The 22,570-nt window shown below is 58.1% G+C and carries 25 protein-coding genes; 14 read left to right on the top strand and 11 right to left on the bottom strand.

All coding sequences use genetic code 11. From position 1 onward, the window contains the following. From HNQ72_RS14505 to HNQ72_RS14475, 7 genes are all read right to left on the bottom strand, one after another. On the bottom strand, nt 1-534 hold the full coding sequence (locus HNQ72_RS14505) for a TIGR02281 family clan AA aspartic protease (protein WP_183992880.1): 534 nt from the start codon (nt 532-534) through the stop codon (nt 1-3). 115 nt (nt 535-649) lie between these two features. Continuing rightward, on the bottom strand, nt 650-1,279 hold the full coding sequence (gene upp, locus HNQ72_RS14500) for a uracil phosphoribosyltransferase (RefSeq protein WP_148146120.1): 630 nt from the start codon (nt 1,277-1,279) through the stop codon (nt 650-652). A gap of 100 nt (nt 1,280-1,379) precedes the next feature. Beyond that, entirely contained in the window at nt 1,380-2,360 is a 981-nt protein-coding gene (locus HNQ72_RS14495; RefSeq protein WP_183992879.1) for an adenosine deaminase, read from the bottom strand. Continuing rightward, entirely contained in the window at nt 2,357-3,577 is a 1,221-nt protein-coding gene (locus HNQ72_RS14490) for a phosphopentomutase (protein ID WP_183992878.1), read from the bottom strand. The genes HNQ72_RS14495 and HNQ72_RS14490 overlap by 4 nt, the downstream gene beginning before the upstream one ends. 136 nt (nt 3,578-3,713) lie before the next feature. Further along, nucleotides 3,714-4,304 (bottom strand): TadE/TadG family type IV pilus assembly protein, encoded by a 591-nt coding sequence (locus HNQ72_RS14485; RefSeq protein ID WP_183992877.1) that lies wholly within the window; start codon nt 4,302-4,304, stop codon nt 3,714-3,716. Continuing rightward, the gene (locus HNQ72_RS14480) at nt 4,304-4,900 is read right to left on the bottom strand and encodes a TadE/TadG family type IV pilus assembly protein (RefSeq protein ID WP_183992876.1); all 597 of its coding nucleotides are present in this window, start codon (nt 4,898-4,900) and stop codon (nt 4,304-4,306) included. Before HNQ72_RS14480 ends, HNQ72_RS14485 begins: the two co-directional genes overlap by 1 nt. Before the next feature lie 122 nt (nt 4,901-5,022). Next, entirely contained in the window at nt 5,023-5,430 is a 408-nt protein-coding gene (locus HNQ72_RS14475; protein ID WP_183992875.1) for a pilus assembly protein N-terminal domain-containing protein, read from the bottom strand. 393 nt (nt 5,431-5,823) lie between these two features. On the opposite strand from HNQ72_RS14475, the gene HNQ72_RS14470 reads away from it, so the two are divergent. The 10 genes from HNQ72_RS14470 (at nt 5,824) to HNQ72_RS14425 (ending at nt 15,131) form a co-directional block, all read left to right on the top strand. Further along, complete coding sequence (locus HNQ72_RS14470; RefSeq protein ID WP_183992874.1) at nt 5,824-6,003, top strand: Flp family type IVb pilin; 180 nt, start codon at nt 5,824-5,826, stop codon at nt 6,001-6,003. Between the two features lie 93 nt (nt 6,004-6,096). Further along, nucleotides 6,097-6,618 (top strand): A24 family peptidase, encoded by a 522-nt coding sequence (locus HNQ72_RS14465; RefSeq protein ID WP_183992873.1) that lies wholly within the window; start codon nt 6,097-6,099, stop codon nt 6,616-6,618. Between the two features lie 119 nt (nt 6,619-6,737). Beyond that, on the top strand, nt 6,738-7,538 hold the full coding sequence (cpaB, locus tag HNQ72_RS14460) for a Flp pilus assembly protein CpaB (RefSeq protein WP_183993148.1): 801 nt from the start codon (nt 6,738-6,740) through the stop codon (nt 7,536-7,538). Nucleotides 7,539-7,553: 15 nt separating this feature from the next. Then, nucleotides 7,554-9,035 carry a type II and III secretion system protein family protein gene (locus HNQ72_RS14455; RefSeq protein WP_183992872.1) on the top strand — a complete coding sequence of 494 codons (1,482 nt, stop codon included), beginning with the start codon at nt 7,554-7,556 and terminating at the stop codon, nt 9,033-9,035. Nucleotides 9,036-9,094: 59 nt separating this feature from the next. Next, nucleotides 9,095-9,781, top strand: a complete 687-nt coding sequence (locus HNQ72_RS14450) for a CpaD family pilus assembly protein (protein WP_183823752.1) — start codon at nt 9,095-9,097, stop codon at nt 9,779-9,781. A 27-nt stretch (nt 9,782-9,808) separates the two neighbouring features. Next, nucleotides 9,809-11,101 (top strand): CpaE/TadZ family protein, encoded by a 1,293-nt coding sequence (locus HNQ72_RS14445; protein WP_210319579.1) that lies wholly within the window; start codon nt 9,809-9,811, stop codon nt 11,099-11,101. 33 nt (nt 11,102-11,134) lie between these two features. Next, entirely contained in the window at nt 11,135-12,628 is a 1,494-nt protein-coding gene (locus tag HNQ72_RS14440; RefSeq protein ID WP_183992871.1) for an ATPase, T2SS/T4P/T4SS family, read from the top strand. Between the two features lie 21 nt (nt 12,629-12,649). After that, a complete protein-coding gene (locus tag HNQ72_RS14435; RefSeq protein ID WP_183992870.1) occupies nt 12,650-13,663 on the top strand; it encodes a type II secretion system F family protein in 1,014 nt (337 codons plus the stop codon). A gap of 46 nt (nt 13,664-13,709) precedes the next feature. After that, entirely contained in the window at nt 13,710-14,648 is a 939-nt protein-coding gene (locus HNQ72_RS14430) for a type II secretion system F family protein (RefSeq protein ID WP_183993146.1), read from the top strand. A gap of 54 nt (nt 14,649-14,702) precedes the next feature. Further along, nucleotides 14,703-15,131 carry a GFA family protein gene (locus tag HNQ72_RS14425; protein ID WP_183993145.1) on the top strand — a complete coding sequence of 143 codons (429 nt, stop codon included), beginning with the start codon at nt 14,703-14,705 and terminating at the stop codon, nt 15,129-15,131. A 3-nt stretch (nt 15,132-15,134) separates the two neighbouring features. On the opposite strand, the gene HNQ72_RS14420 is transcribed toward HNQ72_RS14425, so the two are convergent. Next, complete coding sequence (locus tag HNQ72_RS14420; RefSeq protein WP_183992869.1) at nt 15,135-15,980, bottom strand: tetratricopeptide repeat protein; 846 nt, start codon at nt 15,978-15,980, stop codon at nt 15,135-15,137. A 131-nt stretch (nt 15,981-16,111) separates the two neighbouring features. On the opposite strand from HNQ72_RS14420, the gene HNQ72_RS14415 reads away from it, so the two are divergent. From HNQ72_RS14415 to HNQ72_RS14400, 4 genes are all read left to right on the top strand, one after another. Next, nucleotides 16,112-17,512: a leucyl aminopeptidase family protein gene (locus HNQ72_RS14415; protein ID WP_183992868.1), complete on the top strand. Its 1,401-nt coding sequence runs from the start codon at nt 16,112-16,114 to the stop codon at nt 17,510-17,512. 54 nt (nt 17,513-17,566) lie between these two features. Further along, the gene (locus HNQ72_RS14410; protein WP_183992867.1) at nt 17,567-17,917 is read left to right on the top strand and encodes a MarR family transcriptional regulator; all 351 of its coding nucleotides are present in this window, start codon (nt 17,567-17,569) and stop codon (nt 17,915-17,917) included. 11 nt (nt 17,918-17,928) lie between these two features. Further along, nucleotides 17,929-18,774 carry a C40 family peptidase gene (locus HNQ72_RS14405; RefSeq protein ID WP_183992866.1) on the top strand — a complete coding sequence of 282 codons (846 nt, stop codon included), beginning with the start codon at nt 17,929-17,931 and terminating at the stop codon, nt 18,772-18,774. 131 nt (nt 18,775-18,905) lie between these two features. Beyond that, nucleotides 18,906-19,274, top strand: coding sequence for a hypothetical protein (locus HNQ72_RS14400; RefSeq protein WP_183992865.1), 369 nt, complete (start codon nt 18,906-18,908; stop codon nt 19,272-19,274). A 373-nt stretch (nt 19,275-19,647) separates the two neighbouring features. On the opposite strand, the gene HNQ72_RS14395 is transcribed toward HNQ72_RS14400, so the two are convergent. The 3 genes from HNQ72_RS14395 to HNQ72_RS14385 form a co-directional block, all read right to left on the bottom strand. Continuing rightward, on the bottom strand, nt 19,648-20,283 hold the full coding sequence (locus tag HNQ72_RS14395) for a recombinase family protein (RefSeq protein ID WP_183992864.1): 636 nt from the start codon (nt 20,281-20,283) through the stop codon (nt 19,648-19,650). 274 nt (nt 20,284-20,557) lie between these two features. Further along, nucleotides 20,558-21,130 carry a helix-turn-helix domain-containing protein gene (locus HNQ72_RS14390; protein ID WP_183992863.1) on the bottom strand — a complete coding sequence of 191 codons (573 nt, stop codon included), beginning with the start codon at nt 21,128-21,130 and terminating at the stop codon, nt 20,558-20,560. Nucleotides 21,131-21,402: 272 nt separating this feature from the next. After that, nucleotides 21,403-22,341 carry a ParB/RepB/Spo0J family partition protein gene (locus HNQ72_RS14385; RefSeq protein WP_183992862.1) on the bottom strand — a complete coding sequence of 313 codons (939 nt, stop codon included), beginning with the start codon at nt 22,339-22,341 and terminating at the stop codon, nt 21,403-21,405. Nucleotides 22,342-22,570 lie beyond the last annotated feature (229 nt).

The following is a 22,570-nucleotide window of genomic DNA, read 5'->3' as shown; positions in this document are numbered from 1 at the left end:
TCAGTTGGCAAGCGTCAGGCTGCCGCCCTTGACCTGGTAGGATTTCAGCTTCGTCAGAAAACTCATGCCGACCAAAGTGTCGTTCAGCGCTTCGTCGCGCAGCACCATGGCATCGACATCGCGCACCCGCACATTGCCGATCTCCACACGGTCGAGAACGATATGCGCGGCCTGCGTCTGCCCGTTCGCCGTCTGCATCGGGTAACGGAAGTCGAGGCTGTTTGCACTATAGCCCAGCATGCGCGCGGTACGCTCGTTGATCGCCACCACGGAAGCCCCGGTATCGACAAGGCCGGTAACGGATTTGCCGTTCAACCGGAACGTACCGATGAAATGGCCGCGTCCATCGGCGTTGAGAACCATCGTCCCCGGAGTGAGCGATGCAGCCTGCGGGGTTGCCGCGGCCTGTGGTTTGGGGGCGGGCGCCTGCACCACCGGCTCCTGCTGTGCCGGGACTGTGTGTTCGAGCAGGGCAGGGATCTGCGTCGCCACGAGGATGGCGACGGCTGCGAACATGGCGGTACGAATGAGCATCGGGTCTATCCCTTGGGTTGGGGAAGCATGCTAGGCCGCAATGGTTACGAAAAGGCGGCCTCACCCTTTCGGGCCGACCGCCTTTTTCAGCATTGGTTAGGAAACCCTGAAAAGCTTACTTCGTGCCGTACATCCGGTCGCCGGCATCCCCGAGACCTGGCACGATATAGCCTTTCTCGTTCAGATGGCTGTCGATCGAGGCTGTGTAGATCTTCACGTCAGGATGGGCTTCCTGGAAATTCTTGATGCCTTCCGGTGCAGCCAGCAGGCAGAGGAAACGGATATTCGTCGCGCCGCGCTCCTTGAGCTTCTGGATTGCAGCGATTGCCGAATTGCCGGTTGCCAGCATTGGATCAACGACGATCAGCAGGCGCTCGTCGAGACCATCGGGAGCCTTGAAGTAATATTCCACCGGCTGCAGCGTGTCGTGGTCGCGGTAGAGACCGATGTGAGAGACGCGGGCTGAAGGAACCAGTTCGAGCATGCCTTCCAGAAGGCCGTTGCCGGCGCGCAGGATGGAAACGAAGACCAGCTTCTTGCCTTCCACGATCGGCGACTGCATCTCGGTGATCGGCGTCTCGATCGTTTCCATCGTCAGCTCGAGATCGCGGGTCACCTCGTAGCAGAGAAGCATCGAGATTTCCCGCAGCAGTCTGCGGAAACCGGCGGTCGACGTCTCCTTCTTGCGCATGATCGTCAGCTTGTGCTGCACCAGCGGATGATTGATGACTGTGACGCCGTCCATGACCTTTTATCCTTTTCGTTGCTTGTCTCTTCTTTTTCGAAAAACGTCCTGTTCTGCAAGGGGCGAGATCATGCTCTGCGCATGATCCCCAGCCTGAACCTCAAGTTTGCGCGTCGAAACGCTGCAGCAATCTCGCTTTCGTCGTGTCGTCCACGAATGCCGCTTGAAGCGCCGTGCGCGTCATCTCGTTGATCTCCGCATCGCTCATGCCCATCACCTCAGCGGCAATTTCGTATTCGCGGGCAAGCGAGGTGTCGAAGAAGGGCGGATCGTCGGAATTGATGCAAACCTTCACGCCACCAGCTTTGAGCCGCTTCAGGGGATGGCTGTCGAAATCGTCAAACACGCCAAGCGCGATATTCGAACCGGGGCAAACTTCCAGCACCGTGCCGAGTTCCGCCAGCCGTGCTACCAGCGCGTCGTCCTCGATCGCCCGAACGCCATGGCCGATACGGGCCGGCTTCACCAGATCCAGTGCATCCGTCACGCTGAATGGCCCGCACACCTCTCCGGCGTGGATGGTCAGGCCCAGACCCGCATCACGGGCGATGTAGAAGGCGCGGGCATAGTCGGCGACCCGCCCCATGCGTTCTTCGCCGGCCATGTTGAAACCGGTGACCAGAGGATTTTTCGCCCGCGCAGCATATTCCGCCGCCGAGATCACCCGGTCCGGTCCGAAATGCCGCTCGCCGGTGACGATAATCCGCGCCTCTATGCCGGTCTTTTCTTTCGCAGCGAGAATTCCGTCGCAGATACCGGCTAGATAGGCATCCGCGCCAAGCCCGATCCGGTCGCCATGGTCCGGCGAAACGATGATTTCGCTATAGATCGTGTTGATCGCGGCAAGTTCGGACAGGTAAGCCTCGGTCAGAAGCGCATAGTCCTCTTCAGTGCGAAACAGCGCGGCGACCGCATCATAGGCGATCAGGAATTCGGAAAAGTCACGCCATTGATAGGCGCCGTCCCGCAGGAATGCGCTCGTATCGACGCCATATTTGCGTGCCTGCTTTTCCGTTACGCTCGGCGGCGCAGCCCCTTCGATATGGCAGTGGATCTCGGCCTTCAGCAGATTTCTCGTCACAGGAAACTCCATCCATGCCGCCCGGCGGCAATGCCGAGATGTGCGGCTATGGTCTCGCCTATATCGGCAAAGGACGACCGGACCCCGATCGAGCGGGTGCGGATACCGGGGCCGAAAGCCATGATCGGCACGCGCTCGCGGGTATGGTCGGTGCCGCGCCATGTCGGATCGCAGCCATGGTCGGCGGTCAGTATCACCAGATCACCCGGCTTCAGCCTTCGGTGAAAATCCGGCAGGCAGAGGTCGAAAGCCTCGAGTGCTGCGGCATAACCCGCCACGTCGCGGCGATGGCCGTAGATCATGTCGAAATCGACGAAATTGGTGAAGACGAGATCGCCGTCCGCCGCCTCGTCCATCGCGGCAAGCGTCGCGGCCGTAAGCGCCGCATTGCCGTTCGCCTTGATGACGCGCGACACGCCCTGATGCGCGAAGATATCGCCCACCTTGCCGACTGCGTGAACGCTGCGGCCGGCTTCCACCAGCCGGTCGAGCAATGTCGGCTCCGGCGGAAGCACGGAGAAATCGCGCCGGTTGCCGGTTCGCTCGAAAGTCTCTGCCGTTTCGCCGACGAAGGGCCGTGCGATCACGCGGCCGATATTGAGCGGATCGAGCAAGCCGCGCACCACTTGGCAAAGCTTGATCAGTCGCTCCAGCCCGAAATGCCTCTCATGCGCGGCGATCTGGAAAACGCTGTCGCTCGACGTATAGCAAATCGGTTTTCCGGTTCTGATATGCTCCTCGCCGAGCCTTTGGATAATTTCCGTTCCCGAAGCGTGGCAGTTGCCCAGAATGCCGGGAATTTCGCCATCACGGCAGATCGCCTCTACCAGTTTCGGCGAAAACGCATCGCCTTCCGTCGGGAAATAACCCCAGTTGAACATGACGGGGGTACCGGCGATCTCCCAATGCCCGGACGGCGTATCCTTGCCGTTCGACAACTCGCTCGCCGCACCATAAAGCCCGAACAGACGCTCGGGAAGCGGCATTCCGGCAGGATAATTGCCGCTCGCCATCTTGGCGATATCCATCAGCCCGAGCGAGGTCATGTTGGGAAGCTTGAGTGGCCCCTGTCTCAGGCCGGCCTGGTCCGCCGCTCCGGCGGCGCAGAATTCTGCGATATGGCCAAGCGTGTTGGATCCCAGGTCGCCGTAATCGGCTGCGTCCCGTGCGCCGCCGACGCCGAAGGAATCAAGTACGAAGAGAAAGGCTCGCGCCATCTGTCACCAGTGATCTGAATGCCGTCTTGTCCAACCTCGTGGTCGAACTGAATCGCTTAACATATAGTTCGTGGATGCGGTTGGCAAAGACCTCGGTCGGTCGGGAAGCGTCGAAGAGCTTGTCGGCCTTGAAGCCTCAGCAGCCGTCACAGGTGATGCTGGTTCCCACACGCTGGCGATAATAAAACTCGCGGTTCAGCGTGATGGTTTGCAGGCTGCTCGGCATCAGCCCTGGCATAAACATCAGCAGTTGGTGCGTGACCGAAACCTCCGCCCGAACCAGAAACGTGCTGGCCGAACGCATGTCGGTTGGCACGTTGACCGTGGAGCCATTGGAATAGGGCCGGCTTCCGTCTTGCGCCCAGGACCAGGCCACAGTTGGATTGCTCGAAGCATCGATCGTGACGCCGGTAATCTTCATTTTCAGATTTTGAGGCTGGTAAGGCGTGAAAATGGCGTTTGCGACGCTAGTCATCTGCTGCAGGTCGCTTGTTGTAACCTTTGCCTGCTGCGTTACGAGATCTGCGACCGTGCTGGCCGTACGGGTTACTCTCTTCGATACGCTGAGACCAATCGTTAACTCGAAAGAGGTGATGTAAAGGAAGAGCAGGAGTGGCGCGATCAGAGCGAATTCCACTCCGCCTATGCCCTGCACATCTGAGGCGAAGCGCCGCATCTGTTCGGTCAGCGGTAGTCGCGAGAGAATCTTTTGCAATTTCGCCCGCATCACGGATAATCCTCATTCCTGAAAGCAGAGGTTTCCACGATCAAGAAGTAATTGGATCCGCTGGTGGGGCGGATGTTGGAAATATAAGGTCGAAGCAGATCGGTCGTAATGTCCCACTTGTAATAGGCACGCAGCATGTTCTTGGTGCCCGATCCGCCTGGAGCAAAGCCAAGGCCCGCCGTATTGAGATCTCCGTTTGCCATCGGGATCGTCGTCGGCATGTCGGAGAAATTCGTATAGGGCTTTGCGTCGATAAACAGCTTGCTGGCTTTGGAGACCTCGGCTTCGCTGCACTGGATCAGGATCGAGATTTCACCGCAAAAGGCGCGGCGGAATTGGGTCTCGTTCATGTAGGTAGAAGCGGTAGTGCTCGTGACTGTGATATTGCCGGTCCGAAGCTTGCGGCCCATCGTGTCGACGGCATTAGCGACCAGTTGCTCGGCCGTGTAAGCCACGAATGTCTCGACGATCGCAAAGACAATGAGAAAATAGGGAATAGCAAGCAGTGCGAACTCAATCGCCGCGGCACCGTCCTTCGAACGAAAGAGCCTCTTCAAGCCGGATTGCGGTGATTTCGGCGAAGTCGAGCCGGTCATTGGCGAACGATCCTGATGCGTCTCTTCCTGACCGCTTGAGCGGCGAAAGTGAGTGCGGACCATAATCAACGATTATTGAAAATCCGTTTCGCAACTGATGCAAATCGGTGCAGTCGATAGGGTCAGGGTGTCTTCTTGGTTGTGTCGAACTCGGCATGCTGCTCGCAGTTCGGCGTACAGGAAAGCACGGTCCGCTCGGTCTGTTTGAATACCCGTACCGTATTGCCTTCGTCGATGGAAACGAGAACCCGCTCGTCGGCAATCGCATTACCATCCTGGTCAAGCAACACGAGATTGGTCGTGCCGAAGCTGCGCCCGGTAAGAACAATCGTTGTTGCATCCGCCACGGTCGCATCTGCAACTTCCGAATTACCAACGATGACCTTCGCGACCGGGCGGTCAAGCTTGAGCACGCGCGCCTGATTCATGAATACGCGCAACACGTCCTGTTTGTCATCGGCAGTGGATATGTCTGCGCTTAAAAGGCTTGAAGCAAGCGTGAAGGCGGCCAGTACAAGACGCAGCGCCATATTTAAGGTCCCCAGGCGAATTTCGATGTGAACAGAAGATGACCTTGATTGGTGAATGAAGCCTTAAGCTCGGGGTGAGGCCGGCTCGGTTGGGCCCTGATCATCGCCATATGCTGCCAAAATGGCTGTGATTGGCCAAGTAGGATCAATTAACTAATTGATTTGTATGTACTTCAATTGTTGGGCCAAAGTCGTCTTGTTACTGAAAAATTCACTGCATTTCTGTCAGGTTCTATTTACCAAAGTGGTCCGAACTGCCTCGATTAACGATCGGGTAACGTTCCTCTTTAAGCGGTTGGCAATCGTCCGGCTGTAGTTTCCACGTCAACCGAGCAACGGGAAAACAGTTGTCGGTAAGTGCTGAACAACAATTGTGTGGAGTAGGAGAGTCCAATGACCAAGATTTTCGCTCGTTTTCGTAAAGATGAGTCCGGCGCAACTGCCATCGAATATGGCCTGATTGCTGCTCTCATTTCCGTTGCTATCATCGCCGGCGCTTCCACGCTGGGCAATACGCTCAACGCTGCCTTCATCAACATCTCCAACAAGGTTAAGAGCCCGAACACGCCGTAAAGTCTACCGCCGTCGTTCGGCACCGAAGACAATGGTTGAAGCCGTCCCGCGTAGGGCGGCTTTGAACCTTTTTCAGCGTTAGGGAAAAGCGCCATGCTGAATGACATCGTCGCCGTTCTTGTACTCGCTGCCTTTCCTGCAGCCTTGGCTGCTGCGGCGATGAGCGATTTTCTGACGATGAAGATATCCAACCGGCTGTCGTTGGCTTTGGTTGCTGCTTTTCTCGTTCTTGCGCCGCTAGTGGGCGTGACGGTGGTCGATCTGGGCCTTAGCCTCGTGGCCGCTCTCATTGTTTTTGCAGTTTGCTTTGCTTTGTTCGCCGCCAATATCATGGGCGGCGGCGATGCCAAGCTTTTGACCGCGGCCAGCCTCTGGTTCGGCTTTGACCAGTCGCTTATCGCCTTTCTCGTTCTGGTGGCCTATTCTGGTGGCGCTGTGACGCTGCTTTTCCTGTTTCTACGGGTCAAGGCCGATCTTGTAATGTCGATCGGCATCCCGCTGCCCGTATCGATCGTTGGTACCAACAAGATCCCTTATGGCATTGCCATTGCGATGGGGGGCCTGATGGCATTTGGAACATCGCCAATTGCAATACTGGCGCTCAAGGCCTTCTGACTTCGCTGAGATCTATCGCAACATTGCGTTAACCAGCATTCTAAGCTTCTCATTAACCATAATTACACCATTGCCGCCCATCCTGTCGCAGAGATCAAGGATTCTTCTGGGACATGGCAATGAAGCCCGCTCGCATCATCATTTTGACGGTGGCCGTCGTGGCTGCAGGCCTGGCTGGTCTGCTGGCAATGAACATGTCTGGCACACAGGCACCTCAACTGGTGGAAACGGTGGTGAAGGAGCCGACGATCAATGTTCTGGTTTCAGCTGATAACTTGCCGGTAGGCAGCCGTCTGAACGAGAAGTCGGTCGAATGGTTGAACTGGCCGCGCAGCGGTGTTGCGGAGGGTTTCATCACCAGCGAAGCGCGCCCCGATGCCATCAAGGAGCTTGAAGGCTCCGTCGTCCGCCTTCCAATCTTCAAGGGCGAGCCTTTGAGAGCAGAGAAGGTTGCAGACTCTTCCAGCCGCATCATGTCCTCGCTTTTGCCCTCCGGCAAGCGCGCGGTCGCAACTGAAATATCGGTTGCAACGGGCGCTGGTGGTTTCGTTCTGCCGAACGATCGCGTCGATGTCATCATGGTCCGTCAAAACAAGGACGCCGGTGGCGGTTATGTCACCGAGAACGTCCTCAACAACGTTCGCGTCCTGGCCATCGACCAGAACATCCAGGAAGCGCCCGATGGCAGCAAATCCGTTGTCGGCACCACCGCGACCCTCGAACTCACACCCGATCAGACAAAGGTCATTGCCGTTGCACAGCAGATGGCAGAGCGACTGACGCTCGCCTTGAGGTCGGTAGCTGACGCACAGGAGGCGGACACACAGGCCGCGGACTACCTTCTGCATGGCGGTGGCAGGGCGGATATCCAGGTCATCAAATCGGGGTCGATCATCACCGGCTCGACGCAGGCGAATTGAACGGAGCGATTGGTTATGATTTTGAAACGCAAGACCCGCGCAACCGTTTCGGCCGGCCTGGCTTTCTGCCTGGCCTTTTCCGGCATTCCAGGTAGCTTTGCACCATCCTTCCTGGCTGTCCCAAGCGCTTCTGCAGCCGATAGCGGAGTGATCCGCATTGCGCAGGGCGGTGTTGGGGTCAAGCGGCGGCTGACGATTGGCCTGAACAAGGCACTGGTGATCGACCTTCCGTCCGATGCCCACGACATTCTTGTGGCCGATCCCTCCATGGCCGATGCCGTCACCCGCACCTCGCGGCGGATCTATCTTTTTGGCAAGACAGTCGGTCAGACGAATATCTTCGTGTTCGGTCCGGGCGGCGAGGAAATTGTCACCCTCGACGTGGAGATCGAGCGCGATATTTCCGGCCTCGAGGCAAATCTCCGCCGTTTCCTGCCGGATTCGAACATCAAGGTCGAAATCGTATCCGACAACATCGTGCTTTCCGGCTCGGTGCGCACGCCGCAGGATTCTGCCAAGGCCGCGCAACTCGCCAACGCCTTCCTGAAGGGTGGCGAGGCGACCACGCGCGAAATCACGGCGACAAGTGGCAACAATGGCGGCGACTCCGCAATCTATGCCGAAGGCCGACAAACCTCGACGGTCGTGAACCTCCTTTCGATTGAAGGCGAGGATCAGGTCACGCTGAAAATCACCGTGGCGGAAATCCGTCGCGAGGTTTTGAAGCAGCTCGGTTTCGACAACACGTTCACGCGTACCACGCCGTCCCGTAACGCTCTTGATGTTCTGACCGTCGAAGCCGGCACGCAAGGCCTGAATGGCACGATTGCCGGGCAGATCGGCAAGCTTGGCATTGAAACGGCCTTGAGCGCCCTGGAGCAGGCCGATGCGATCCGCACGCTTGCAGAACCGACGCTGACGGCGATCTCGGGGCAGGCCGCAACATTCAATTCGGGTGGAGAACGTCTGTATTCCACCACCGGCGTCGATGGCGTTACCACTGTAACCCCTTACCAGTACGGCATCTCGCTCGCATTTACCCCAACGGTTCTGTCGTCCGGCCGTATCAGCCTGCGTATCCAGACACGGGTTTCGGAGCCTGTGCTCACGACGTCGGCAGCCGAATATCGCAAGCGCGATGCGGAAACGACGGTTGAACTTCCGTCCGGCGGCTCGCTCGCCCTGGCTGGTCTGATCCGCGATGATATCTCCCAGAGCATGAAGGGTACCCCGGTCGCCTCGAAGGTTCCGCTTGTTGGCGCGCTTTTCCGGGCAAAGACCTATGAGCGCAACGAGACCGAACTGGTCATCATCGCGACGCCTTATCTGGTCCGTCCGGTCAATCGCAACGAACTCTCTCGCCCGGATGACAATTTCCAGCCCGCCAGTGATGCCGAAAGCGTCTTCCTGGGACGGGTCAACAAGATCTATGGCCGCAAGGAGGCGTCTCCGCCGCCTGCGCCTTATCAGGGCAATGTCGGGTTCATCTACAAATGACGAAGCAAGCTCAGCTCCCAAACTTCGGCGGTAGCCGCTCGCAAGAAAGGCATCCATTCATGGATCCGAGAAAGACAACGCGATATTCGACGGGCCGCCTTTCGGTAGCGCTCGTCCTCGGCGCCGCAGCGCTGCTGTCTTCCTGCGCGGGCAAGGACAGCATGACCACCGGTTCCCTGCCGGACGATTACCGCACGCGCCACCCGATCGTGGTCGGCGAAGCGGAAAGAAAGATCGATATTCCGGTCGCCGCTGGTGATACCGGCCTCACGAAAGGCCAGTCGGAAGTCATCGCCGGTTTCATTGCGGAATACCGCCGGTCCTCGTCCGGCATTATCCAGATCATCACGCCGCGCGGATCGGCCAATGAAGGTGCAGTCGCGTCTGCCGCCTCCTCCACCCGCAAGCTGATGGTAAAGATGGGCGTTCCGGCCCAGAATATTCTGCAGGCGCATTTCCCCTCGGAATTCGGAGAGTCCGCTCCCATGCGCCTGACCTATGTGGCGATTGCCGCCAAGACGGAGCAGTGCGGTACCTGGCCGGCCGATATGACGCTGAATATTCAGAGCAACAAGAACTACTATAATTTCGGCTGCGCCAACCAGAATAACCTTGCAGCCCAGATCGCCAATCCGAACGACCTTCTCGGCCCACGCCGCATGACGCCGCCGGACGGAACGCAGCGCGGTCAGGTGATGGAGCGCTATCGCGAGTCGTTCACCGAGCTCAAGGACATGGACGAATGATGAAGCGTAACGGTTGGGCCTGATCCGATGATAAGCACCGTTCAATACGACGTAAATGGACAGCCGTCGCAGGCCGATGATGCCGAGGAACATTCCTCGGCGCTCGATCTCGAATCCGTACGTCCGCTGCCGCGTATCTCGATCCATGCCTTCTGCGAAAGCGAAAACGTCCAGCGCATGGTCGACAAGCTGTCTCGCGACCGGCGCATGGCGAAGGTCAATCTGCGTGTGACGAGCGGCAGCATCGACGCCGCGGCCAACATGTATGCGTCTTCGCCGACACCGAACCTGATCGTGCTGGAAACGGCGGCCGAACCACGCAATCTTCTTGCCGAACTTGCCCCCCTGGCAGAAGTCTGCGATCCCTCGACCCGCGTCATCGTCATTGGACGTTACAACGATATCGCGCTTTATCGCGAACTGGTCCGCAACGGCATTTCCGAATATCTGGTGGCGCCCGTTCCGATGGTCGACATGATGGCAGCGATCTCCGCCATCTTCGTTGATCCGGATGCAGAGCCTTTGGGCAAATCGATCGCATTTATTGGCGCAAAGGGTGGGGTCGGTGCCTCGACGATCGCCCACAACTGCGCCTTCGGAATATCGAGCCTGTTTTCGACCGAAACCATTCTAGCCGATCTAGACCTGCCCTTTGGTACGGCCAACATCGATTTCGACCAGGATCCGATGCAGGGAATTTCCGAAGCGGTTTTTGCGCCGGAGCGTCTGGATGAGGTGTTTCTGGACCGCCTTCTGACGAAATGTTCGGATCATCTGTCGCTTCTTGCTGCGCCGTCGCTTCTCGATCGGGCTTACGACTTCGAAGGCCGCGCTTTCCAGCCTGTCATCGAAATCCTGCAGCGCAGCGCGCCGATCGCTGTTCTTGATGTACCCCACGCATGGAACGAGTGGACGACGTCGGTTCTTGCCGATGCGGACGAAGTTGTCATCTGCGCCGCGCCGGATCTCGCCAATCTTCGCAACACGAAAAACATTCTGGATGCGCTGAAGCAGCTGAGGCCTAATGACCGGGCACCGCATCTGGTTCTCAACCAGGTGGGAATGCCGAAGCGTCCCGAGATCAGCCCGTCCGATTTCACCGAGGCGCTGGAAATGGAGCCGATCGCCATTCTGCCGTTTGATTCAGCCCTTTTCGGCAATGCTGCCAATAGCGGCCGTATGATCTCGGAAATCGACGCCAAGTCTCCGGTTGCCGAAACTTTCTCGCAGATCGCTCACGTCGTCACGGGGCGCATCGCGGTCAAGAAGGCAAAGAAGGCTGGTCTCGGCAAGATTCTTGGCATGCTGGGACGAAAGTAAGCGGCATCACGAAAGAGTTAGGTTTTAAGAAGCATGTTTGGAAAACGCGGAAACGACGGGTTTGGAAAGGGAGGCGCTGTCGCATCGCCGCCTGCACCTCAATTTACGCCCGCGCCAGCCGCATCGACGGCCTCGGAAGCCCCGATCAGGTCGCCTGCTTCGGCCGAAAACGCGGCGATGCGTCAGCCCGTGGCGCCGCCCCCGCTCGCTCCGGCCGCGCCCGCACGCAAGCGGCCGGCCCGCAACGACCAGTATTACGATACCAAAAGCCAGGTTTTCTCGGCGCTTATCGACACGATCGACCTGTCGCAGCTCGCAAAGCTCGATAACGAGAGCGCGCGCGAGGAAATCCGCGATATCGTCAACGATATCATCACGATCAAGAATTTTGCGATGTCGATCTCCGAGCAGGAAGAACTGCTTGACGATATCTGCAACGACGTTTTGGGCTATGGTCCGCTGGAGCCGCTGCTCGCCCGCGATGACATCGCCGACATTATGGTCAACGGGGCCGGGCAGACCTTCATCGAAGTGGCCGGCAAGACGATCGAATCGGAAATCCGTTTCCGCGACAACGCTCAGCTTCTGTCCATCTGCCAGCGTATCGTCAGCCAGGTGGGTCGACGCGTTGATGAAAGTTCGCCGATCTGCGACGCGCGTCTGCCTGATGGTTCGCGTGTCAACGTGATCGCTCCGCCGCTTTCGCTCGATGGTCCGGCTCTCACCATCCGTAAGTTCAAGAAGGACAAGCTGACACTCGACCAGCTGGTCAAATTCGGTGCGATCACGCCGGAAGGCGCTGTTCTGCTCCAGATCATCGGTCGTGTCCGCTGCAATGTCGTCATTTCTGGCGGTACCGGGTCGGGCAAAACCACCCTTCTGAACTGCCTGACGCGTTATATCGATCTGGATGAACGCGTTATCACCTGCGAGGATACTGCCGAACTGCAACTCCAGCAGCCGCATGTTGTGCGCCTTGAAACCCGCCCGCCAAATATCGAAGGCGAAGGCGAGATCACCATGCGCGATCTGGTCAAGAACTGCCTGCGTATGCGCCCCGAACGTATCATCGTCGGCGAAGTACGTGGACCGGAAGTCTTCGACCTCTTGCAGGCGATGAACACCGGTCATGACGGTTCCATGGGGACGATCCACTCCAATACGCCGCGCGAATGCCTGAGCCGTATGGAATCGATGATCGCCATGGGCGGTTATACGCTGCCCGCCAAAACTGTACGCGAGATCATCAGCGGATCGGTTGACATCATCATTCAGGCGGCACGTCTTCGTGACGGCTCGCGCCGGATTACCCAGGTCACCGAAGTGATCGGCATGGAAGGCGACGTTATCATCACGCAGGATTTGATGCGTTACGAGATGGATGGCGAGGACGCGAACGGGCGGATTATTGGCCGTCATGTTTCCACCGGCATCGTCAAGCCGCATTTTTGGGACCGTGTTCGCTATTTCGGTGAAGAGCGCCGCCTCACGGCAGCACTCGACGCCATGGAAACCTCCAAGGATTGAGACGGTTGAGAGGCAGTTCGCATGTTCGGGCTTGATTTGACCATGCTGTTGATCGTTCTTCTAGTCGCTGTGTCAGCGGCTTCGGTGGCCTATGCGCTGTTGTTCTCACGCCTGGAGACCGAAAAGAAGGCCGGTGCCCGATTGACGCGAGTGAAGGCCGCCGAAAGCGATCTGGGCAAGGCCAAGGCCGCGCGTGATCGCGTTCAGGAACTGTCCAAGCGCCGCAAATCCCTGCAGGATTCTCTGAAGGATCTGGAAAAGAAGCAGCAGGAAAAAAACAAGTATATTGGCGACAACAGCCTGAAATCGCGGCTTGCCCAGACGGGCATTGCGGTGACGATGGGGCGTTTTTATGCCATGTCTGCTGGCCTTGGTATCCTGGCGTCCCTGGTTGCGCTGATCATTGGCATGCCCTTGCTTGCCTCGCTTGGCGCCGGTTTCGTTTTTGCATTCGGCTTCCCGCGCTGGGTCATCGGTTTCCTCATCAAGCGGCGGCGCAACAAGTTTCTTGAGGAGTTCCCCAACGCCCTGGACGTGATGGTTCGCTCGATCAAGTCCGGCCTGCCGCTCAATGACGCGATCCGGTTGATTGCTGCGGATGGCAGGGAGCCTGTAAAGCGGGAATTCCAGCGCGTTGTGGAATCGCAGAAGGTAGGCCTGAGCATTCCCGATGCCTGTGCGCGCATGCTGCAGACCATGCCGCTTTCCGAAGTCAGTTTCTTCTCTATCGTCATCGCGATCCAGAGTCAGGCCGGCGGCAATCTTTCCGAGGCGCTCGGCAATCTTGGCAAGGTGTTACGCGAACGCCGGAAGATGAAAGCCAAGGTCAGCGCGCTTTCGATGGAGGCCAAGGCCTCTGCCGTCATCATCGGCGCACTTCCGTTTATCGTCGCGACGCTCGTCTATCTCACCTCGCCGCAATACATGATGATCCTCTTCACCGATCCGCGCGGGCATATCATCATGCTTGTATCGGGAGTGTGGATGTCGATCGGCATCCTTGTGATGCGCAACATGATCAACTTCGAAATCTGAGGAGCGGACGGTGAAGGATCTTGCTGCAGCTATCACCGAGCCAACCATGATCTTCGCAGTTCTGGTGGCGCTTGCCGTTTTTGCAACGCTCTATTCTCTGGCTGCGCCCTTCATGGAGCGTGGCGATCTCGATAAGCGCATGAAGGCAGTTTCCACCGAACGGGAACAGATGCGTGCCCGCGAACGGGCTCGGATGAATGCGGATGGCAAAGCAAGTCTGCGAACCCAGAACAATCAGTCGGTCCGCCAGATCGTCGAACGCTTCAACCTGCGTGAAGCACTGGTCGACGAGGGCACGCTGAACAAGCTGCGCGCAGCGGGATTGAGATCACAGAACGCTCTGAACATGTTCCTTGTGGCGCGTTTTCTTCTGCCTTTCCTGTTCTTGATCCTTGCGGCAGTCTGGGTATTCGCACTTGGTAACCTGGCCTCCAAACCAATTGGGATCCGGATTCTCGCGGTTGTCGGCTTCGCCTATGTCGGGTTCTACGCACCGAACATCTTCGTTTCCAACAAGGTCGGAAAGCGGCAGAAGTCGATCAAGCGTGCCTGGCCCGACGCGCTTGATCTGATGCTCATCTGCGTCGAATCCGGCAACTCGATCGAAGCCGCCATGCGTCGTGCGGCGGAAGAAATCGGCACGTCTTCGCCCGAACTTGCCGAAGAACTGGCGCTGACGACGGCGGAACTTTCCTTCCTGCAGGACCGCAGGACCGCACTCGAAAATCTCGGGAACCGCACGCAGCTCGATATAGTTCGTTCGGTCGTGCAGGCTTTGATTCAGGCGGATCGATACGGCACGCCGGTGTCGCAGGCGCTGCGCGTTCTCGCTCAGGAGAGCCGCGACGAACGCATGAATGAGGCGGAAAAGAAGGCTGCAGCCCTGCCGCCCAAGCTCACAGTTCCGATGATCCTGTTCTTTCTGCCGGTCCTCGTTGCGGTTATTCTTGGCCCTGCAGGTATCCAGGTCTCCAGCAGGTTCTAATCGCTATCGCGTTTCCTTTATGGATAAATCCTTTCTACCGGAGGATACGTTATGCTGAACGACGATCTCGATGAGATTGATGGTGCCTGCCACTGTGGGACGGTAAGATTTCACGTGCGATTGGCCAATGGCTTGCGCAGCGCTCGACGTTGCACCTGCTCTTACTGCAGAATGCGTGGAGCGATCGCGGTTTCGGCAAATCTCGACGATATTCAGATCGTGTCAGGCGAAGCGGCACTGACGCTCTATCAATTCAACACGAAGACCGCGAAGCACTATTTCTGTTCGGTTTGCGGTATCTATACCCATCATCAGCGGCGATCGAATCCGCAGCAGTATGGCGTCAACGTTGCCTGCCTGGAAGGTATCAGCCCGTTCGATTTTCTGTCCGTGACGGTAAACGATGGCGTGTCGCATCCTTCGGATGGCGCTGCTCCGGGCAAGTCCGGTCGCGCCGGCGTGCTGAAGTTCATCCCCGAATAGGGATCAGTTTACGGCAGATTTAGCCGGCTTGTCCTTGTCGGCAAGCTTTGCCCAGGAATTCTGCTGGGAGAGCATCGAGCGCAGATAGGTGACGTTGGTATTCGCCTGTTGCTGCGAAAGTTCCTTGCGGGCGATGGTTTCCGCTTCCGAGAAGCGTCCCTGCAATCCGACCACCAGAGCGAGGTTCTGCCGCACGCGGCTGTCGGCCGCTGGCTGCTGGGCAGCGTTGCGCATATAGGTTTCCGCTGTCTTCAGGTCGCCCGATAGAACATAGGACATGCCGAGATTTGACATGATGCTTGGTTCGTTCGGTTGGGTCTGCAATGCCGAGCGATATTTCTGCCGGGCTTCCTCCGAGCGTCCGAGCTGGTCGAGCACGGCGCCTTCAGCCGACATCAGTCGCCAGTCAGGATGATCCGGTGTTTGGGCTCTGCCAATCGTGCCGAGCGCCTGTTCGAGCTGGCCGGCTGCCGCCTGGGCCTTGCCATATGCTGCAAGTACCTGTCGGTCACTGGGATTGGCAATTGCTACCTGCTGCATTACGGCAAGCGCCTGGGCATGTTTGCCCGTCATGCCCAGCACTGTGGCATAACGTAGCCCGATATCGCGGTTTTTCGGGTCCTTGACATAGGCTCCGCCGATAGCCCGCTCGGTTTCGGCCAGTTGCGCAGCATCCATATTGTCTAGCGGTGCCGAAGACGTCTTCGGGATAGAACCGGTGGTAATCGTGTCGCGTTTCGTGGTGTTGCAACCGCTCACGGCCATTGCCAGGCAGATGAGGATCGCGGCATGAGCCACGGACGAGCGTGAAATGGATGAACGCGGGGAGAATGTCTTTGATGCAGTCATCATGGTCTCATCGGTCGTTGCCCTGCCGTCTTCCAGGGCAATGAAGAGTGGCGCATTTCCCATCCAGCAATAAACTGTTAACCCTAACGAATTGTTAAGACCAATGATTCCCGAAGGTTATCAAAGCTGCCATGACGCCTTTCCAGCATATCCATCGCCCCTCGTTTTTCGCACCTGCAGGCGCTGTCACCAAGCCCGTGACTGCGGTTACGCCAGCCGATCTGGAAGGCAGAACGCTTCCGCCCGATGCCGCTGACTGGGTAAAAGCATCAGGTTTTAAGGCCGACGCGGGCTCTGTTCTCGTCGTCCCCGGTGAAGGAGGATCGATATCCCGGGTGCTTTTTGGTCTCGGCAGCGATCGGGCCGAATCGCCGTTCCTGACTGGCAGGCTTGCAAAGCTCCTTCCCCCTGGCGACTGGTCGATCGACGCGCAAGGTATCGCTGCGGATCACCTGGCTCTCGGCTTTGGTCTCGGCAGCTATTCATTCGCCAAATACAAATCCGAAAAACCAAGGGATGCACGGCTTGCGGTTTCCGGTGATGCCGATGCCGTGGATATCGAAAGGCAGCTTGCCGGTGTTCTGCTCGCGCGCGATCTCATCAACACGCCGACCAATGACATGGGCCCGGATAATCTTGAGGCGACGTTCCGTGCGCTTGGCGAACATTACGGTGCACTCGTCACCTCGATCGTTGGTGACGATCTCCTGGAGAAGAACTTTCCGCTGATCCACACTGTCGGCCGGGCGAGCGCGGTTGCCCCACGCCTGCTGGAGATGCGCTGGGGCACAAAGGGAAATCCGCGTGTCACGCTCGTCGGCAAGGGGGTTTGCTTCGATACCGGCGGCCTGGATATCAAGACCGCGACCGGAATGGCCCTTATGAAGAAGGACATGGGCGGTGCCGCCAATGTCATGGGGCTTGCTTTGATGATCATGGATGCAGGTCTGCCCGTCGACCTGACAGTCCTGGTTCCGGCTGTCGAAAACTCGATCTCCTCGAATGCTTTCCGTCCGGGCGATATCTACAAGAGCCGCAAGGGCATCACCGTCCAGATCGACAATACCGATGCCGAAGGCCGCTTGGTGCTTGCCGATGCGCTCGCCTACGCCGACGAAACCCCACCGGATCTCTTGATCGACATGGCGACGCTCACAGGCGCCGCCCGTGTGGCGCTTGGACCGGAACTTGCGCCGTTCTTTACCGATGACGAGGACTTGGCGGGCAAGCTGTCACTGGCGGCGAAAGAGGCTGCTGATCCGGTCTGGCGCATGCCGCTCTGGATGGGCTACGACAAGGATCTGCGCACTCGTGCGGCCGACATCACCAATTCGCCCTCTGGCGGCATGGCAGGTTCGATCAATGCGGCCTTGTTCCTCAAGCGCTTCGTCACGGCATCGCCAAGCTGGATCCATTTCGACATTTACGGATGGAACCCGTCCGAAAAACCGCATGCCCCGGTGGGTGGGGAAGCCTTCGCCATCCGGGCGCTCTATCGCGTCATCCGCGACATGGCGCAAGCCGGGAAGTGAAAAACAGACCGGTAACGGTTTGACGTTACGATCGGCGTCCGTTGGAGGTATCGGATGCCGATCGAATTGACCGCAACGGAGGCCTTGGGGCTGTGGCGCCGCGTTTCGCTGGAAGAGGTGAGGGGCGAAGCGGCAGACCTGACATTGCGACAGATAGCGATCCTGCTGCAGATCTATCTGATCCCGCCGCCGCATACGGTGCGGGGACTTGCCGAAACGCTCGGCGTTACCAAGCCCGTGATCACCCGTGCACTTGATAGGATGGGCGAACTCGGTCTCGTCGATCGCGTCAGGGATGATCGCGATCGGCGCAATGTCGTGATAAAACGAACCGTCGGCGGCGCGCTTTATCTGGAAAAACTCGGCGACCTGATCATCCGGGAAGCAAGACGTCCCGCCTCATGAAGGACAAGACAATGGAATTGGACAGACGCCTAAATGCCTTCCGCCCGGATCTCGCAGCGGAAGCGCTGAAGGGACAGGTCGAGGCAACCCGCTTCGTGAAGGGCGAGCCTGCGTCCGTTATCGGCCCCGTAGCGGCCTTGCGGCCGTTCCCGGATATTGGCCGCGGTATAGATACGGAACTTCTCTTTGGCGAGAGTGTCCGGGTCTTCGATCGTGCAAATGGTTTCGCCTGGGTGCAGGCTGATGCTGACGGTTATGTCGGCTATCTGCCGGAAGAGATGATTGGCCCGTTGATTGAGCCGACGCACCGGATCACCGCCGCGCGGACCTTCCTTTACCCGGAAGCGGAGCTGCGCAAGCCGCCGATCAAGGCATTTTCAATGGGGAGCCTCGTCACCGTCATCGGCGATGCGGAAACGCGCGGCACGCGCTATTTCCTTCTGGCCGGCGGTGGAGCTGTTATCGCCGCCCATTGCCTGCCGGTCGGCGAGGCAATGGCGGACGATTATGTGTCTGTCGCAACGAAGTTCATCGAGACGCCTTACCTCTGGGGTGGACGCTCGGGTTTCGGCATCGATTGTTCCGGCCTCGTCCAGCTGGCCCTGATGATGGTCGGCAAAAGCGCACCGCGTGACTCCGACATGCAGGCCTCTTTCGGCCATGCGATTGCCCGTGATGCGCTCCGTCGCGGCGATCTCGTCTTCTGGAAAGGCCATGTCGGCATCATGGAAGACGAAGAAACGCTGTTGCATGCGAACGGTCACACGATGACCGTGGCGCGCGAGAATTTCGAAGCGGCGGTGAAACGTATCGGCTGGCTTTACGAGCAGCCGACCGGCTATCGCCGGATCGCCTGACGCGAACAGGCAACACCTTCATGATCCCGGCTTCGTCATCACGAGAATGTTGGCCTGCCGGTCATGGCATCCATGACCGGCTACACCTATCTGTAGATGGAACAGCAGTCCGAGGTATGGAGTTCAGCAAGATGCTCAAAGGTGCATGGATATTGCCCGCAACGATGCTGGTCGTGCTCATCCTCGCGGCAGTGCCCTCCGTGGTCTTTGCCGCCGAAGGCAATGCGTTCGGTCCTTCGATGAATACCTATTTCAAGGATCTTCCCGGTGTCGTTCCGGAAGAGCCGCGCGTCGCCAAGCATGCTCCGGAAGGCTATCGCTGCACGACCGGCGTCGGTTACACGTCCGAGCCGCGCCGCCGGTTCCGCGGCAGCATTCTCGATGATCTGCCGGTCCAGGTCTATCGCTGCGAAACCCCGAGCGGCGTCACCTATACCGGCACGCATATGCCCAACACCCAATGGGTCCCGGGCCTCAATCCACGCCATCTTCCCGAATGATTTTTCGCCCGCAGATCGCGGGTAGTTTCACTGTGGAAATGACCTGATCCGGCAGGCCTGAACGGGTGGTCTGCGACCCGAATCCCGAAAACAGTAAAGGCCCGCAAGCGGGCCAATTACTAAGCATAAACAATGGGAATGGTGCCCAGAAGAGGCGAGCCAAGCTTGCCGAGGGCATCATCTCTGTGTCTTAAAGCGTCACGTTTTCAATGTCTTGCGAGATGGCTTCCTCACCGATACTGTGGGGCGTGTGTACCATGCGGTGGCGGTTTTGTGTACCGGAAATCTTGAGGCCGCTGGGGCTGACCACAGACAGGCCGAAAAGACATTATCGGGGTAAGGCAAACCGACGATCAGAAATTCAGCCAGATCGCTATAGCGACCACAACGCCAATGCCTTCTCCGCTGCCGCTGGGTTCTCCTTGATCCTGTAGACCGTCTGGCGGCTGATGCCTGATGCCTGGGCGATCTCTGACACGCTTGCGTTTTTGCCTAGCAGGTTGACCACCGTCTCGTATGCGGCTCGCGTGAAGCTGGGCTTGCGGCCCTTATACGTGCCGTCGTCTTTCGCCTTCAGGGCCTCGATAGCAGCCTTCTGGGCTTCCTTCGTAGCTTCGACCTGCGCCTGCGCGGATGCGGCCATGAAGCTGATCATCGCATCTCTCACCGCCATCTGCATGGGGTCAGCGGTCGAGCCGTCGAACGTCATGTTGTTGATCACGGTCCTGACCACAACGCCGCGTCTCATGAACTCTCGAATAGTGTCGATCACGTCAGCATAATTTCGGCCAAGGCGATCGACCCACCGAACGACCAGCGTGTCGCCAGCTCGCAGCATGTCGAAGAGACGCTTGCCTTCCGGGCGGTCCCTCATCAAGACCGACACACCTGATACGCCCTGATCAGCGATGACGTGATCGAACTGAAAGCCTGCCTTCTCGGCTTGGGTCTTCTGGTGGTCAAGGGTCTGCTCAGAGGTAGAGACGCGAGCGTATAGGAAGGTTGCCAAGGTTCACTCCGAATGTCCGATAGGATTGCGTCCGAATGAATATGTGTACGAAAGAACGATGTCAACCCTATCGGACACGATGGGAGGATTTGGCGAGGTGTCCGCTATGGTATGCCCTATCGGACAAAGGTCTTCAGATGAGATCACTGGGATGTCGGCGAAGTTGCGCAGCCGAGGCGAGTTGGTGCTTCACCGCTATCGTGGTCAACTACGCTATAGGGCGTGGGGGCCGTGAACCCGCCCCCATGTTTATCGGGCCTATCCAGAGGCGGGGCTAGGCGGCCTTGGGCAGATCGCGCATGCGCTGGAATTCAGCCCTGACTGCGGGGCCAAGTCCGGTTGAGACCTGAATGACGCCGCGGTCTGCACTCAAATCCAGCTTAGTAGAGACCGGGAGGACCCATTCGAAGCGCTGTGAGACGCCACCGACTACGCTGGCGACGTTCGGGGGCATCCGGACCTTAATGTCAACCTGCACCAAGCCCAGCAGGCCAGTATGGGTGTAGGTGCCATCATACTGGCCACCACCGGTATCGAAGCCATAGGCGTAACCGTCCTCGAAGGTCAGAGTGGCATAGCCGTCTCCATCAGAGCCGGTGAAATGAATGAGGTACATGCCATTGCGCATTTGCAGTGTTCCTTTGCGAACGTTGTTTACTTCCTGTTGTCGCAGCGAACTCGGAGAGCGCATTAAGAGGGAGACGTAAGCGATTGCTGGTCCCGGGATTGCCCGAGCTTCAGACAGCCACTGTGCGACTGCACCGTTTGATACGTTCAACAAGCGCGCGAACTCGGATTGGGTCAGCCCTAATTCGGTTATCGCGGCTCTAAGGTCGTTACTGGTCATTAACATAGAGTATCCTTTCATGCTCGTCAATGAGTAGCTTTATATACTCATATCGTCAAGTCGATCAGGCGCGTTCCAATCTCGCGATCGCGCTATCGACCGCCCTACCGGGGGAACTGAAGAAAGCCTTATATCTGATTGGCCTCTCGGAATTTTCCGCCATAAAAGTCCCGACCTCGGCCCGCCTCTCGCAATTGAAGAGAAAGGCCAAGGCCGCAATCGTGTCTATCGCCTGCCCAAAATGGGCACCTAAGCAGTGGGCAGGAAATGGGTCAGAACGGGATTTCTGGCAGCTCGCGGAGGGGCCGCTCGTAGCTATCCAGATCATCGATCTCATTGCCATCTTCATCGCGCAGTATGGGCGTGAGGCCGTCCTCCTCCAGCATCAAAACCGCGACATCTCGGGATTTCCTGCCGAGGAGATGGCTAAAGGCTTTGGCTGCGATCTCCGGCTTCTTCGCAAGTCGCTTACCGAACTCCTTGCCCAATCGATCGACGATCTTCATAGCTTCCGCCTCTTGCCAGCTTTCATCGAAGTCCTGATCTCCATCCTGCAGGCCCTTCTTCCATTCCGTCATTGCATCCCGCCAACCCGGCAGGCTGACAGCTCGCACGCCCAAGACTGAGAAGGCGGCTCGCATGTTATCGATTGTACCCTTGGCGATGTTGGCTCGCCTGACGAGCTGCGCCTTGGACAACTTGCCAAGAAGTTCGGCATGGACCACCAGTTTCCATGCGTAGTTCGATCGCTCCTCGTAGGTAATGCCAAGGCTCGCTTTTCCGTTGACCGCTTCGGCATGTTCGATGGCCTCATCGATGGTGCCCTTGAAGAAGACGACAGGCAGCTCCTTGGACTTCCGCCAGAGCCGATAGGCGGCAATCCGGTGATGACCATCCACCACGAAGTTTCGGCCACCGCATCGCCAGACCATGATTGGATCGAGCGCGCCGTGGATGTTCAGGGCCTTGAGCAGATCGGTGACATGCCGATCGTCCACTTCGGCGCTCCTGATCTGGAACACCTTCGGCAACTCTTCGAGCTGTGAAATCGGGAGACGGCTCGGCTCGTCGTCGATCTTCGCGGTGGCTTTTTGGGCCTGCCTGAGAGCGTCCAGCGCCCTGCTGAACGTCAGGGCCTTCAGATCATGCGGAAGGCTGCAGGCAGCGCCCTGAGCCCGTGAGGAGGGTGTTGTGTTGTTGAATTCTTGCATCTTCGTTCTCGTCTTAGGTTCTTGTTGTGATCGTCCGTCACCAGCACGGCAGAAAAAGACCCCGGCAATCGATCTGATCACCGGGGCTAGGCTGAGACGAACGTGAGCGGTTGAACCAACTCCCGGCTATCGGGTCGCGTGAGCGCGTGGTTCTCCATATGTGCGTGGTAATCGACACGGCACGAGGAAGGGGCAGGGGCTGCCGTTGGCGGCTCTGTCCTAAAGGGTG

It is taken from the genome of Aliirhizobium wenxiniae (genome assembly GCF_014201355.1).
GTDB lineage: Bacteria > Pseudomonadota > Alphaproteobacteria > Rhizobiales > Rhizobiaceae > Neorhizobium > Neorhizobium wenxiniae.
Note: the sequence above shows the minus strand (reverse complement) of the source record. Positions and strands in the feature narration are given on the sequence as shown.